This is a genomic window from Robiginitalea marina, from assembly GCF_024006985.1.
GTDB classification, from domain to species: Bacteria; Bacteroidota; Bacteroidia; order Flavobacteriales; family Flavobacteriaceae; genus Robiginitalea; species Robiginitalea marina.
The window spans coordinates 19698-33271 of sequence record NZ_JAMXIB010000006.1 but is presented as its reverse complement, the minus strand read 5'-3'; the positions used below and the strand labels follow the sequence as shown (position 1 = coordinate 33271).

General features: G+C 54.5%; 9 protein-coding genes and 1 tRNA gene. 6 read left to right on the top strand and 4 right to left on the bottom strand.

All coding sequences use genetic code 11. From position 1 onward, the window contains the following. Positions 1-2 precede the first annotated feature (2 nt). Complete coding sequence (locus tag NG653_RS08755) at positions 3-362, top strand: MmcQ/YjbR family DNA-binding protein (RefSeq protein ID WP_252741319.1); 360 nt, start codon at positions 3-5, stop codon at positions 360-362. Next, a complete protein-coding gene (locus NG653_RS08750; protein ID WP_252741318.1) occupies positions 359-2131 on the top strand; it encodes a MutS-related protein in 1773 nt (590 codons plus the stop codon). Before NG653_RS08755 ends, NG653_RS08750 begins: the two co-directional genes overlap by 4 nt. A gap of 218 nt (positions 2132-2349) precedes the next feature. Here NG653_RS08750 and NG653_RS08745 read toward each other — a convergent pair whose 3' ends face one another. Continuing rightward, positions 2350-3450, bottom strand: a complete 1101-nt coding sequence (locus NG653_RS08745) for a DUF4407 domain-containing protein (protein ID WP_252741317.1) — start codon at positions 3448-3450, stop codon at positions 2350-2352. A gap of 115 nt (positions 3451-3565) precedes the next feature. Further along, entirely contained in the window at positions 3566-4957 is a 1392-nt protein-coding gene (locus NG653_RS08740) for a dipeptidase (protein WP_252741316.1), read from the bottom strand. A 136-nt stretch (positions 4958-5093) separates the two neighbouring features. Between NG653_RS08740 and NG653_RS08735 the strand changes: the two genes are divergently transcribed. From NG653_RS08735 to NG653_RS08720, 4 genes are all read left to right on the top strand, one after another. Beyond that, complete coding sequence (locus NG653_RS08735) at positions 5094-9461, top strand: ATP-binding protein (RefSeq protein WP_252741315.1); 4368 nt, start codon at positions 5094-5096, stop codon at positions 9459-9461. A gap of 35 nt (positions 9462-9496) precedes the next feature. Then, positions 9497-9874 (top strand): response regulator transcription factor, encoded by a 378-nt coding sequence (locus tag NG653_RS08730; RefSeq protein WP_252741314.1) that lies wholly within the window; start codon positions 9497-9499, stop codon positions 9872-9874. A 14-nt stretch (positions 9875-9888) separates the two neighbouring features. Further along, positions 9889-11574: an adenylate/guanylate cyclase domain-containing protein gene (locus NG653_RS08725; protein ID WP_252741313.1), complete on the top strand. Its 1686-nt coding sequence runs from the start codon at positions 9889-9891 to the stop codon at positions 11572-11574. 135 nt (positions 11575-11709) lie between these two features. Next, a tRNA-Leu gene (locus tag NG653_RS08720) sits at positions 11710-11791 on the top strand. Between the two features lie 173 nt (positions 11792-11964). On the opposite strand, the gene NG653_RS08715 is transcribed toward NG653_RS08720, so the two are convergent. Together NG653_RS08715 and NG653_RS08710 are read right to left on the bottom strand one after the other, a co-directional pair. Further along, the gene (locus NG653_RS08715) at positions 11965-12798 is read right to left on the bottom strand and encodes a M23 family metallopeptidase (RefSeq protein ID WP_252741312.1); all 834 of its coding nucleotides are present in this window, start codon (positions 12796-12798) and stop codon (positions 11965-11967) included. Positions 12799-12860: 62 nt separating this feature from the next. Continuing rightward, positions 12861-13472, bottom strand: coding sequence for a PepSY domain-containing protein (locus NG653_RS08710; protein ID WP_252741311.1), 612 nt, complete (start codon positions 13470-13472; stop codon positions 12861-12863). Positions 13473-13574 lie beyond the last annotated feature (102 nt).

Below are 13574 nucleotides of genomic sequence, written 5' to 3'. Positions count from 1 at the left end.
CCATGAACATTGAATCATTCCGCGAATACTGCCTGGCTAAGAAGGGGGCGACCGAAGGCTTCCCATTTGACCAGGACACCCTGGTCTTTAAGGTGATGGGAAAAATGTTTGCCATAGCCCCCCTGGAACGCATCCCCCCCCAGGCCAACCTGAAATGCGACCCGGAACGGTCCCTTGAACTCCGTGAAACCCACGAAGGGACCATCCTTCCGGGATACCACATGAACAAGGCCCTCTGGAATACCATCCTGCTCGACCAGCTCCCCGAAGGCCTGATCCGCGAGCTGACCGACCATTCTTACGAGCTCATCGTGGCTTCCCTGCCCAAAAGGACCCGGCAAGCCCTGGGGGAACTTCCATGAAGGAACTGAAAATCACTTATGAGCAGCGGATCCGGGAGCTGGACCGACAGGCCGGTAGGAACCAAAAGCAGCTTTTCGCATCGGGGGTATCCCGGCTGGCCCTTTTTGGCGGGGCGGCCGCCATGGCCTACCTGGCCCTCGGGCAATCGGCCTGGTATGGGGTCCCTGGCCTGGCCTTGCTGGCCCTATTTGCGTTTCAAGTCGCCCGCCACCAGGACCTTAAATACCAGTCCCGCAGGCTTCAGGAACTGTTGCGCATCAACCAGACGGAACTGCAGGTCCTCTCCGGGCAGTTTGGCGACCTTCCGGACGGGGCGAAATACCGCGACCCGGCACATCCTTTCAGCGAAGACCTCGACCTTTTCGGCCAGGGGTCCTTTTTCCAGTACCTGAACCGTACGGGAATGGCCCCCGGGGCCGAAATGCTGGCGCGCTTGCTTTGCGCGAACCAAACCGATGGTATCGCCGGCAGGCAGGAAGTCCTTCAGGAGCTTTCCCCCCAAATCGACTGGCGGCAGGAATTCCTCTGTACGGCCCGGTTGCTGCAGGCCCCTGTAACGCCTGGGGAACTGTACCCGTGGCTTGAACAATACAAACCCCAACTCCCGGAATGGGCCCGATACTTCCCGGCAGTTTTCAGCCTCGGGTCACTGGGGACTGCCCTGCTGGTAATCCTGGGCCTGTTGCCCCCGGGTTTTCTGGCAGGGGTGTTTTTCGCTGGATTGCTGATTACCCTGCCTTTCTCAAAACGGCTGGCACGCCTGGCGTCGGACACGGGAAAGGTACAGGAGACCTTTTCGCAGTACCAGCGCCTGGTAGCGCTGGTGGAAGGCCACACCTTCCATTCCGCAAACCTGCTCGCAGCCAAAGGAGCCCTCCTTTCGGAGGGAACACCGGTCTCCTCGCGCATGAAGGCATTCAGCCGGCTGATCAGCGCCCTCGACCAGCGAAACAACCTGCTGGTGGCCCTGGCGGGGAATGGGTTTTTCCTGTGGGAACTCCGGCAGGCGGCGGCCGTGGAAACCTGGATCCGGGAAAACGGCAGGGAGGTACGCGCCTGGTTTACAGCCCTGGCTGCTTTTGATGCCCAGGTGTGCCTGGCCAATTTCGCTTATAACCACCCCGGGTTTGCCTATCCGGAAATCCATCCGGGTACCATGAGGCTTAGGGCCGAAGGGCTGGTCCACCCGCTGCTGCGGGAAGTGGCAGTGCGCAATGACCTGCGCATTGAAAACGGGCATTTCTTTGTGATCACCGGGGCAAACATGGCCGGGAAGAGCACCTTCCTCCGCGCTGTTGGCCTCAGCCTGGTCATGGCCAATACAGGCCTGCCCGTGGCGGCCCGAAACTATACGTACAATCCGGCCCCCCTGCTAAGCAGCATGCGCACATCCGATTCCCTGTCGCGGCAGGAATCCTATTTCTTTGCAGAACTTAAGCGGCTTAAAATGATCGTGGACCGGATTCATAAGGAACCCTGTTTCGTGGTTTTGGATGAAATCCTGAAAGGGACCAACAGCCGTGACAAGGCGGAGGGGTCGCGCAAGTTCCTGGAGCGGCTCACCGCGTTGGGGGCCACCGGCCTGATCGCCACCCACGACCTAAGCCTCTGCGAAGTGGCCAACCGCCTTCCGGGGGTCCACAACTATTATTTTGATGCCGAGGTCCGGCACGGGGAGCTATATTTCGATTACCGCCTGCAATCCGGGGTTTCTACCAACATGAATGCTTCTTTTTTATTGCGCAAAATGGGGGTGGTGGAGGAATAGGCGCCTCTGCGCAAGCGCTATTTGCACCTGGGGGGTGCCCCAGGGGGAAAACCTGCCAGGCTTTTGCATGGGAAACGGGTATCTTGAAACCGGGTGGGAGGGTGGGCCCCCTATTAGGACCTCCCTCTGAATATCCCAACACTCCTTCCTCAATTGCCCGCGACCCCAAACCCTTCCCCGGTCCGGCCCCTGGTCTGCTTCGCAAAAGGAATATCTCCCTATAACTGTTTCACCTGCAGGTCGTAAAACCGGTCGGCCTGCAGCCGCATCAGGGCTTCGGCCTTTTCCTTTTTGTGCGCATACACCGCCTGTTCCTCAGCAATTTCCCCATAGACTTTTTTATTCAGGAGGCGGTCGGTTTCCAGGAGTTGCTCCCGCTGGTGCACCTTTTGGGCCACCCAGGAGGCCACCGCGGTTTCTTCATCCTCCAGCTTGAAGTCGTAGGGCCCTTTCGGGGTCATGAGCTTGACCAGGATGGGGGCTGTTTCAATAGCCATGAATAACAGGAAAATAAAAAAGGAGGGGAACCACGGGAGTTTCCCAAGGGCATCGATACGGGCCATCAGCCCGTCAAACCCGTCGATGACGGGCTGTGAGGTTTCCACAGCCCCGGCATACCCGGTTTCCAGGGCTTCGATCTCCGCCTCAATCTGCGAAATGCGCCGGGTATTCTCCTCGCGCAGGGCCTGGAGTTCGGCCAGGGAGGCATCGTGCTTTTCGCGCTTTTCGGCATAGACCGGCCCTTTGCCCAGCAGCAAGGTACCCTTCCGGCCCTCCGCTTCGGCAATGTAGGTTTCGTAAAGGGTATCCGTGGCGGCTTCCTTACGGCGGATTTCCTCCCTGAGCCCGGCTATTTCGGCTTTTTTCTGTTCGATGGCCGGGGTATACTGCAGGGCGATCTGTTGCTGGTTGTCGAGGGTCATCCGGTTTTTCTCCTCCAGCAGGACCTGGTTGATCTCTTTTTCAAAAATCTTCAGCTCCAGGGGTTTCGAAATGACCACGGCGATGATCACTGCCAGTAAGATCCTCGGGCTGGCCTGCAGGAGCTCCTTTCCGAACCGGTCCCGCTTTCGGATCGTGGAAACGATAAAGCGGTCGAGGTTAAAGATCAGCAATCCCCACACCAGGCCAAACGGGATGGCGAGGTACACGGAATCAAAGACGGTGTAAAGGGCATAGGCGGAGGCGATAAATGCCATCAGGGCGGTGAAGAAAACCGTGGCCCCGATGCCGGCATACTTGTTTTGTTCCCCTTCGCCACAGGAATGCAGCAGGGCCCTGTCCGCACCGGAGCAGAGCACAAAGAATTGGCGTATCATACAGCGTTCGTTTTTTGATGTACCTATTAGAACGCAACCCGGGTGGTTTTGTTACGCCACCTTTCGTTAAATCCAAAATTCCGGAAAACACCAGGGCATTGCCTGGCGCCCAAGCCTATCCTTTCGCCAGTTCTGTGTAATAATGGTAAAAATACGGGATGGTTTCTATGCCCTTCAGGTAGTTCCAAACCCCGAAATGCTCGTTGGGGGAGTGGATGGCATCGCTGTCGAGGCCAAAGCCCATTAAGATGGTCTTGCTTCCCAGCTCCCTTTCAAAAAGGGGCACGATGGGGATGCTGCCCCCGCCCCGGTGGGGCACCGGACGGGTGCCAAAGGTGGTTTCGTACGCCTTGCTGGCTGCCAGGTAGCCGATATGGTCGATGGGCGTCACATAGGCCTGCCCGCCGTGGTGGGGGCGGACCTCAACGCGGACCCCCGCCGGGGCAAGGCTTTTGAAGTGGCGGGTGAAAAGCTCGGTGATTTCATGCCAGTCCTGGTTGGGGACCAGGCGCATGGAAATCTTGGCATGGGCCTGGCCGGGGATCACGGTTTTGGCGCCCTCCCCCGTGTAGCCCCCCCAGATCCCGTTCACATCCAGGGTGGGTCGGATGGCATTCCGCTCGTTGGTGGTATAGCCCTTTTCCCCGTATACGGCATCGATGTCCAGGGCTTTTTTGTAGGCCTCAAGGTCAAAGGGCGCTTCGGCCATCAGGGCCCTTTCTTTGGCGGAGAGTTCCACCACCCGGTCATAGAACCCGGGGATGGTGACCCGGTTGTCGGCATCGTGCAGGGATGCGATCATCTTGGCCAGCACATTGATCGGGTTGGCCACCGCGCCCCCGTACAACCCGGAGTGCAGGTCGCGGTTGGCGCCGGTCACCGTTACTTCCACGTAGCTCAGCCCCCGAAGGCCCGTGGTGACGGAGGGCACGTCTTTGGCGATCATTCCGGTATCGGAAATCAGGATGATGTCGTTGGCCAGTTTCCCCCGGTTTTCTTTCAAAAAGGCTTCCAGGCTGGAACTGCCCACTTCCTCTTCCCCTTCGATCATGAACTTCACATTGCAGGGAAGCGAGTGGGTTCGGACCATGCACTCCAGGGCCTTTATGTGCATATACATCTGGCCCTTGTCGTCGCTGGCCCCCCGGGCGTAGATGGCCCCTTCCGGATGCAACTCCGTTTCCCGGATCACCGGCTCAAAAGGGGGCGATTTCCAAAGCCCCAGGGGGTCCGGGGGTTGTACATCGTAGTGCCCGTACACCAATATAGTGGGTAGGGAGGGGTCCACCACCTTTTCCCCGTACACGATGGGGTACCCCCGGGTATCGCATACTTCCACCGCATCGCAGCCGGCCTGCCTGAGGGCGTCGGCCACTGCATCGGCAGTGTTGAGCACATCCTGGGAGAAGGCGGGGTCTGCGCTCACGGAGGGGTATTTCAGCAGTTCTAGGAGTTCCTTTATAAATCGCTCTTGATGTTCGGAGAGGTAGGGCTTTAGGCGATCCATTCGATGGTTTTAGTCGAACCCAAACTTACGAAAAAAGTACATTTTAAATGGAGGCCATAAGTCTTTGTATTTCAAAGCTTTTTCGTACATTTCAAACCTAAGGGCTTCACTGGCCCGCACCTTCAACCAACCGAACATGAGAAAAACCCCGATTTGCCGTACCCCAATCCAACGGTATTGGCTGCCCTTCCTTTGCGCTTTCTGCCTCTCGTCCCTGCCCGCCCAGCAGCAGGTGGGCCGGCCGCTCATCACCAATTATAAGTACCAGGAATACGATGCTGCACCTATTAACTGGTGGGCACTTGAAGACGACAACGGTGTCATGTATTTTGCCAATCAGGGCGGGCCTCTTCAGTTCGATGGGGTTAACTGGCGCGATATCGATACCAATGGTTCCAGCCGGAGTATGGCCAAAGACGATAAGGGCACCATCTATATTGGGGGAAATGGAGAATTTGGATACCTGGTGCCCAATGCCGTCGGGGAAATGAAGTTTGTTTCATTAGTCGATAAGATCCCCGAGGGAGACCGCAATTTTGCGGATGTCTGGGAAATTGACGTTTACAAGGGGCGGGTAATTTTCCGAACTGAATTCAAATTGTATTGCTGGGACGGGGAAACGATCAAGGTGATCCCTTCTGAACAGGGCTACCACGTGGGCGCTATCGTCCACGGGGTGTATTATTTGAGGATCTGGAACAGGGGCCTCTGCTATTTGACGGATGAAGACACCTTTGAACTGGTTCCGGGGGGTGAGCGTTTTGCCGGTGAGCGAATTTATGCCATGTTGCCCTACGATGACAAAGTTCTTCTTGGGACCAGGACCCAGGGCTTTTTCCTGTATGACGGGAAGGATTTTACCCCTTTTAAGACAGAACTCGATGAGGTCATCAAAGGGATATTGTATTTGCCGGGCGTAGCATTGGATGATGGCAGATATGTATTCAATACATTTGGAAACGGGGCCTACCTTATGGATAAGGAGGGGAACTACATCCAAAAATATACCTCGGAGAACGGCTTGCAGGACGGTAGCGCTACTTTTGCGTATGTCGATTCGAGAGGGGTACTCTGGATGCCGCTTTTCAATGGGATATCCAGCGTGAACCTGAATTCGCCTTTTACCGCTGTTGATGCCAATATGGGGCTTACCACTACGGTTTTCGCGACCTATAAATTCAAAGAAACCCTGTATTTCAGCACGAATAATGGCGTAGCCTATTTGGAAAAGGACTCAAAACAGGTTAAAATAATTCCGGGTACCAATGGGCAGGTAGGGAATTTCTTTGAATTCCGAAATCGCTTGTATGCCTGTACAAATGGTGTGGGAATGTTTGAGATTGTTGGTAATGATATTAAAATGGTCCGGGCAGATGTCAATTATGATTTCAGGGCGCGTTTAATAAATCAATCGACTACGGACCCAAGGCGGATCATTGTGGAACACCAGCAGGGGATCAAGAGTTTTTACTTCGACGAAAAAGTCGATCAGTTTGTGGAAGAATCTTCAACTTCGAAGCTTATTTCCGGATCAGGGGAGTTATTTGAAACCAGCGAGGGGGTCTTTTGGACAAACGACGGGCAGGAAGATGGGGTGATGGTAAAATTGGTGCCTGAATTTATTGATGGTAAACTCGACCTGGAGGCTTCCCAATATATCAAATACGGGACCGGGCAGGGCTTGCCCGATGCAGGTATTGGCTTCAATACCATTGATGATGAACTCTTTATTTTTTCGGGCGAGGTCGAAAAAACCTATGGGTATAACCCTGAAGCAAACCGATTTGAGGAGCGCAAATTCTTTTTTGATGAGTATTTGGATTGGGACCGCCCGGGAACGCAGCCTTTGGAGACATCCGATGGAAAGGTCTTTTTTGGCACAGGAAAAGGCATCCTGGTTGCCGAAAAAGTCAACGGGGAATACCAGGTAACCAATACCGAAACGTTTAAGGGGATTCAGAATAACCGGATTTTTACAATTTATGCCGAGGAGCCCCGTGAAGATGGCTCCCGGGTTATTTGGTTTTCCGGCCCTGACGGGGCGATACGCTATGAAGGAAATCTCGAGACTCCTACCATACCGGATTTCCATACCGATATACGGAGTATTTCCATAGCAGGAGACTCCCTCGTTTATAGTGGAAATATTGCTCTTCCCGAAGACCTGAGTTTCTCATTTGACAATAATTCCGTCAATTTTGGCTATGCCGCCCCCTTGTTTATCGGGCAGAAGGAAATTCAGTACAGCACCCGGCTCACCGGATTTGATTCCAAATGGTCCGACTGGACCACACAAACCGCCAGGGAATACATCAACCTTCCGCCGGGACCTTATACCTTTAGCGTAAAGGCCAGAAACATCTACGGGGAGGTCTCGGAAGTGGTTTCCGTGCCTTTTTCGATCTCGCCCCCCTGGTACCGCACCTGGTGGGCCTATGGGCTCTTCGCTTTGGGCGCTCTTGCCCTTTTGTATTTCATCGTAAGGGCGCGGACCCGGATTTTGGTGAACCAGCGGAAAGCCCTGGAGGCCAAGGTGGAAGACCGCACCCGGGAAGTGCAGCAGCGCCTCAATGAACTGGCCACCGTGAATTCGGTCACCAAGGCCCTCAACGATAAACTTGAACTGGACGAATTGATCCAGCTGGTGGGCAACAAGATGAAGGAGGTCTTTAATTCTGACATAACCTACCTGGCCCTGCTCGACCGGGAAACCAGCATCATCAATTTCCCATACCAGGACGGCGATGACATGCCCCCCATGCAATTGGGCGAAGGCCTGACCTCGCGCATCATCCAGACCGGGGATTCCCTGCTGATCAACCGGGATGTGGATATTATGGCGGAGTACAATAAACACGGGATCCAGCAAACCGGCAAACAGGCGATCTCCTACCTTGGGGTGCCCATTCCGGTGGAAGATTCCATTATCGGCGTACTCAGCGTACAGAGCACCCAGCACGAGAGCCGGTTTAAAGAAGAAGACAAGAAACTGCTCAGCACCATCGCCATCAACGTGGGGGTGGCCCTGCACAATGCCGAACTCTACGAGGAAGCAAAAGTAGCCAAGGCCCGGGCCGAAGAGGCCAACGAGGCCAAAAGCGCCTTCCTCTCCACCGTGAGCCATGAGCTGCGCACCCCGCTGACTTCGGTACTGGGGTTTGCCAAGATCATCCGCAAACGGCTCGAGGATAAAATTTTCCCGGCCGTTACGGTGGACGACCAGAAGATCAAGCGGACCATGAAACAGGTCAGTGAAAACCTCGATGTGGTGGTCTCCGAGGGCGAACGCCTTACCACGCTGATCAACGATGTGCTCGACCTGGCCAAGATTGAATCGGGCCGGATGGAGTGGAACATGAAGCCCCTGTTTATGCAGGATGTGATCAGCCGGGCGGTATCGGCCACCTCCTCCCTGTTCGAACAGAAGAAACTCGCGCTGAAAAAGCACATCACCGCGGACCTCCCCCTGGTCAGCGGGGATGAGGACAAACTCATACAGGTGGTGATCAACCTCTTGTCCAATGCAGTGAAATTCACCCATAAAGGCACGGTGACCATCGACGCCTACCAGGATAAGAACCAGCTGATCGTGGAGGTGCAGGATACCGGGGTGGGCATCGCCGAGGAGGACAAGCACAAAATCTTCGAACGCTTCCGCCAGGCGGGCGACACCCTGACCGACAAGCCCCAGGGCACCGGCCTCGGCCTGCCGATCTGCCGGGAGATTATCGAACACCACGGCGGCATTATCTGGATGAAGAGCGAACCCGGGGTGGGCAGCACCTTTTTCTTCTCCATCCCCGTGATGGGCGAGAGCGGGGATAAACCCATCCAGCTGACGCGCATCCTGAGCAGCCTGAAGAAACAAATCAAGCATACCTCTTCCCGGACCTCCAAGGAGCGCCCCACCATTTTGGTCGTGGACGACGATACCCCAATCCGCTCGCTGCTCCGGCAGGAGTTGTCTGAGGCCGGCTACCAGGTGAAGGAAGCCGCCAACGGCAAGGCTGCCCTCGACATGGTGCGGATCCACAAGCCCGACCTGATCATTCTCGACGTGATGATGCCCGAAATCAACGGGTTTGATGTGGCCGCCGTGTTGAAGAACGACCCGGCCACCATGGATATTCCCATTATCATCCTATCCATTGTTCAGGATAGGGAGCGCGGCTTCCGGATCGGCGTCGACCGCTACCTGACCAAGCCTATCGACACCGAGAAGCTCTTCCATGAGGTCGATGAACTCCTGGAGCAGGGGGTTTCCAAAAAGAGGGTTTTAGTGGTGGATGAAGATGCCAGCGCCGTAAAATCGCTTTCAGAAGTCCTCAAGGCCAGGGGGTACAAGGTCATGGAAGCCAACCCCGACACCTTATTTGAGATGGCCTCGGAAGTAAAGCCCGATATCATCATGTTAAAGGCCCTGGACCGGCACGATGAAAACACCCTGAAGGAACTCAAGATCCAGGCCGGGATGGAAAACGTCATGTTTTTTGTTTATCAGTAACCAGAACCCCCAACCGTTAAAACCGCAATACCAACATGAATAAAAAATTGCTCATAGTAGACGACGAAGCCCATATCCGCATGCTGATTGAACAAACCCTCGAAGACCTCGAAGACGAAGGGGTGGAGATGCTCTTTGCCGAAAATGGCGAGCAGGCCCTGGAGATTATCCAAAAGGAAAGGCCCAACCTGGTCTTCCTCGATGTGATGATGCCCAAAATGAACGGGATGGAGGTTTGCGAGCGGGTAAAGAAGAAATTGGGGCTCTCGGAGGTCTACATCATCCTGCTGACGGCCAAGGGGCAGGAAGTGGACCGGCAAAAGGGCCTCGATATGGGCGCCGACCGCTACATGACCAAACCGTTCGACCCAGATGAAATGCTGACCATCGCCACGGGGATCCTGACCCCATAATACGATTTCAGCCGATGAACCTGAGCACCTCAACCAAGGCACTGAAACACATCCTGCAAAGGGATGGGGCGTCCAGGGAACTGCTGACAACCCTTTGCGAGCGGCTACAGGTCGAATTTTGTTTTGAAGATCCCGAACAGAAGCTCCTGTGGGGCACCCGGGGAGGGCTTCAAAAAACGATTCCTTTTGAACATGAGCAGGTATTGCTGGGTACGTTTTATTACCAGTCCGACAATGCCCTGGCCCTTCTGGACGCCCTCAAACTCCTTTTTCAAAAGGAATGGGAAAAGAAAAAGATCGGGAAGGAGGTCCTGGGCCTCTACCGCGAGATCAATATGATCTACGACCTGAGCGAACTGATCTCGGAGAAAATCGATGCGGAATCCATCGCCCGGGTGACCTTGCAGGAAGCCTCCCAGATCATCCAGATGACCCACGGCCTTTTCCTGATGTACGACCCCGACCAGGACCGGGTCAACCAGGTGGCCCAGCTGGGCGACAACCCCCAGAGCCAGGCCTATATCGACCGGCAGCGCGATGTGCTGAAAGAATTGATCCAGAGGGGTACCTCGGCCATCGTGCCTGCAGAGCGGATTGCCAAAAACCCTGCCCTGAAACATTTGAAAACGGTGATGTACGCCCCGTTAAAGGTCAAGCACCGTACCCTGGGGATGGTGATCCTCGGCCATGAGGAAGAGGTCGAATACACGGCGGCCGACCTGAAGCTGCTGACCACCATCTCCCTGCAATCGGCCACGGCCATAGAGAGTGCCCACCTCTACCAGAAAGGGCTCCGGGAAGTTCAGGAACGGGAGGATGCTATCCGCAAGGTGCACGATGCCAGCCAGAAATTCGTGCCCTCGGAGTTCATCAAGTCCCTTGGGAAAGCAACGATTACGGAAGTTTTTCTGGGCGACCTGGTCGAAAGGGAAGTTACGGTGGTTTTTGTCGACATCCGGGGCTTTACCACCATCTCGGAGGGGATGGATCCCCGCGACAACTTCTTATTCGTAAACGGGTTCAACAACCGTATGGGCCCTATCGTGCGACAAAACGGGGGGTTTATCATGCAATACCTGGGCGACGGGTTTATGGCGCTCTTTACCGGCGGATCCCAGGGGGCCCTGAAGGCCTCGGTGGACATGCACCAGGCGCTGAGGGACTATAACCGGGAAAGGAGCCTGAAGAAACGCCCCCCTGTGAGCATTGGCGTGGGGATGCAAAGCGGGAAACTCATTATGGGTATCACGGGCGATGACCAGCGCCTCGATGCGGCGATCATCTCCGACACCGTAAACACCGCGGCCCGTATCGAAGGGTTGTCGAAGCATTTCGGTACCTCCATCCTGCTGACCCAGGAATGCATGGACAGCCTCACCCACCCTGAAGATTTTGATTTTCGCTACCTGGGGCAGGTGCAGCTGAAAGGCAAACAGAAACCCATCGACCTGTTCGAATGCATCAACGGGGACCAACTGGAGCTGCAGCAACACAAGCTCGAAAACCTGGCCACCTTTGACCATGCCATGGAGCTTTACTTCAAGAAGGAATTTGCCATGGCTGCGGTGACCTTCCAGCAAATTTTCAAGAAGAACCCCGACGACTACACCGCGAAATTGTTTTTAAACCGGTCGGCCCACCTCATTACCCAGGAAATTGAAGACAACTGGAAGGGTGTGGAGATCATGACCACCAAATAAGGGCAAATAGCCCGATCGGTTGGTATTGCAGGAATGCTGCCTGATATTTGAAAATTACCCTATATTTGCAAACCTTTTGCAGGCGTGGTGGCCCCGATAGCTATCGGGGGGTAGACACGCTGCTTAAGGGATTTTGCAGGCGTGGTGGAATTGGTAGACACGCCAGACTTAGGATCTGGTGCCGCAAGGTGTGGGAGTTCGAGTCTCCCCGCCTGTACAAAAGATAAGAACCTCCGGGATTCCGGAGGTTTTTTGTTTCCATGAGTTGGGGGAGACGAGAAGTTTACCCCGACGGCCCCGGCAGGGGTGGAGGGGAGTCTCCCCGCCTGTACAGAAGATAAAAACCTCCGGGGCTCCGGAGGTTTTTTGTTCCATGGGGTTTGGGGTTTTTTATTTCACCCGGTCCCCTTTCTTCAGGTCTTTCCCCCGTATCCCGTTTTCGAATTCAATTTCCGTGGAGGCCAACCCGTGCTCATGTGTGGGGACCTTCGCATTGAAGTGGAGGTGTGGTGTTGTGGTATAACCCGTCATTCCGCTGATTCCCACAGGTTGCCCCTTTTCCACAAAATCCCCCATTTTTACTAGAGCCCCTTTATAGGTAAGGTGAACATATTGGGTAAACAATCCGCTTTGCGGGTGATAAAGGGTAATGTAATTGCTTTTGTCGCTTTCCAGCCATTTTTTACCGGTACCATATTCTTTATAGTCTTCAATGATCCCAACCACATAGCCGTCATCGGCACTGGTGATGGTGTCTCCAATACTTAACTTAAAGTCCAGGGCAAATCGGCTGTAAATGGTATTGTGGGTTAGTTTGCCGTTATACCCCTGGATGACTTTGTATTCGCGCCCCTTGGGAAAGGGAAGGGCAAGTTTGTTTTTTTCAATCTGCCGGTTGAGGTCCCCATACCGGACGATGTAAGAAATTTTCGGATTTTTGGTCAGGTCAAGCTCAGGATAGGGAATTTTGATTACGGTATCCTGGAGTTCCCGGAGGGTTTTGATGCCAAATAAAGCCTTCAACCCGGGTGTATCGGGGTTCTCTGTCAATTGTATGTTGACCGGACACCGCAACGGATTTTTCAGGCTGAAGGAGAGCGTATCCCTGGCGAAATCCTGTTTGAAGGAATAGCGGAAGGCATAGTATTGTTCATTGGGTACCCTGCGCAACTTTGCGCAGGAAACCAAAAGCAGCGTTGCGATAAGCAATAACGTTTTTTGCAAGGGGTACTATCTGGTTTACATTTCACAAAAGGTTTGGCGAAGCGGCATCAGGGCAGCTATCCTCAAAAACTCCCGTACCGTTCCTGTCCTTCTCCCACACTTCGTTTTTTGGCCTTTCTCATCTGTTTGGGGCCAAACCATAGCCAGAAACCGGTTACCGTAAAGGTGAGCAGGGAGAGCCCCATAATCCCCGTATAAGCGAGTTTTATCGGTCCGCCGGTGGTGCCAAAATAATAATCCAGGATGGAACCATCGTGGACATTTTCAATGAAATCGGCATTTCTCCGCTCGATATGCAGGAGTTCGCCGGTGGCCCCATCGAGCTGTATACCCCAGTAGTGGTCCACAAACACGAACTTTACCATACCCTTGTTTTTCCTGATGTCTATCCGGTCCAGTTCAAGGGAATAGTCGGTCGAGATGGAGTCGCGGAAGACCCTGCACGCTATGGTATGCAGGCTGTCCATGGGCAGCCAGTCCCTGAGGTCTGTCGAGGTTCCCTCATAGGACTTTGAATAGATCAACCCGCCGCTGTTTTTCTTCCACCCAAGTAGCAGCCCGGTCACCGAAATGAAGAAAAAAAAGATAAACAGGAGCGCCCCTGTGGTTCTGTGGATTTTCCGGAAGGTCCTTAAAATCCTCGCCTGATTTTTTCGCTTTTGGGTATTTGCCATGCCGGGGCTGAATGGGTTCCTGGTCGGCTAAGGTAGGAAATCCTGATGCCATTTTTCGCCACCTGGGCGATACGCTGTCGTGCCGCGATAGGGGGCTCCAAG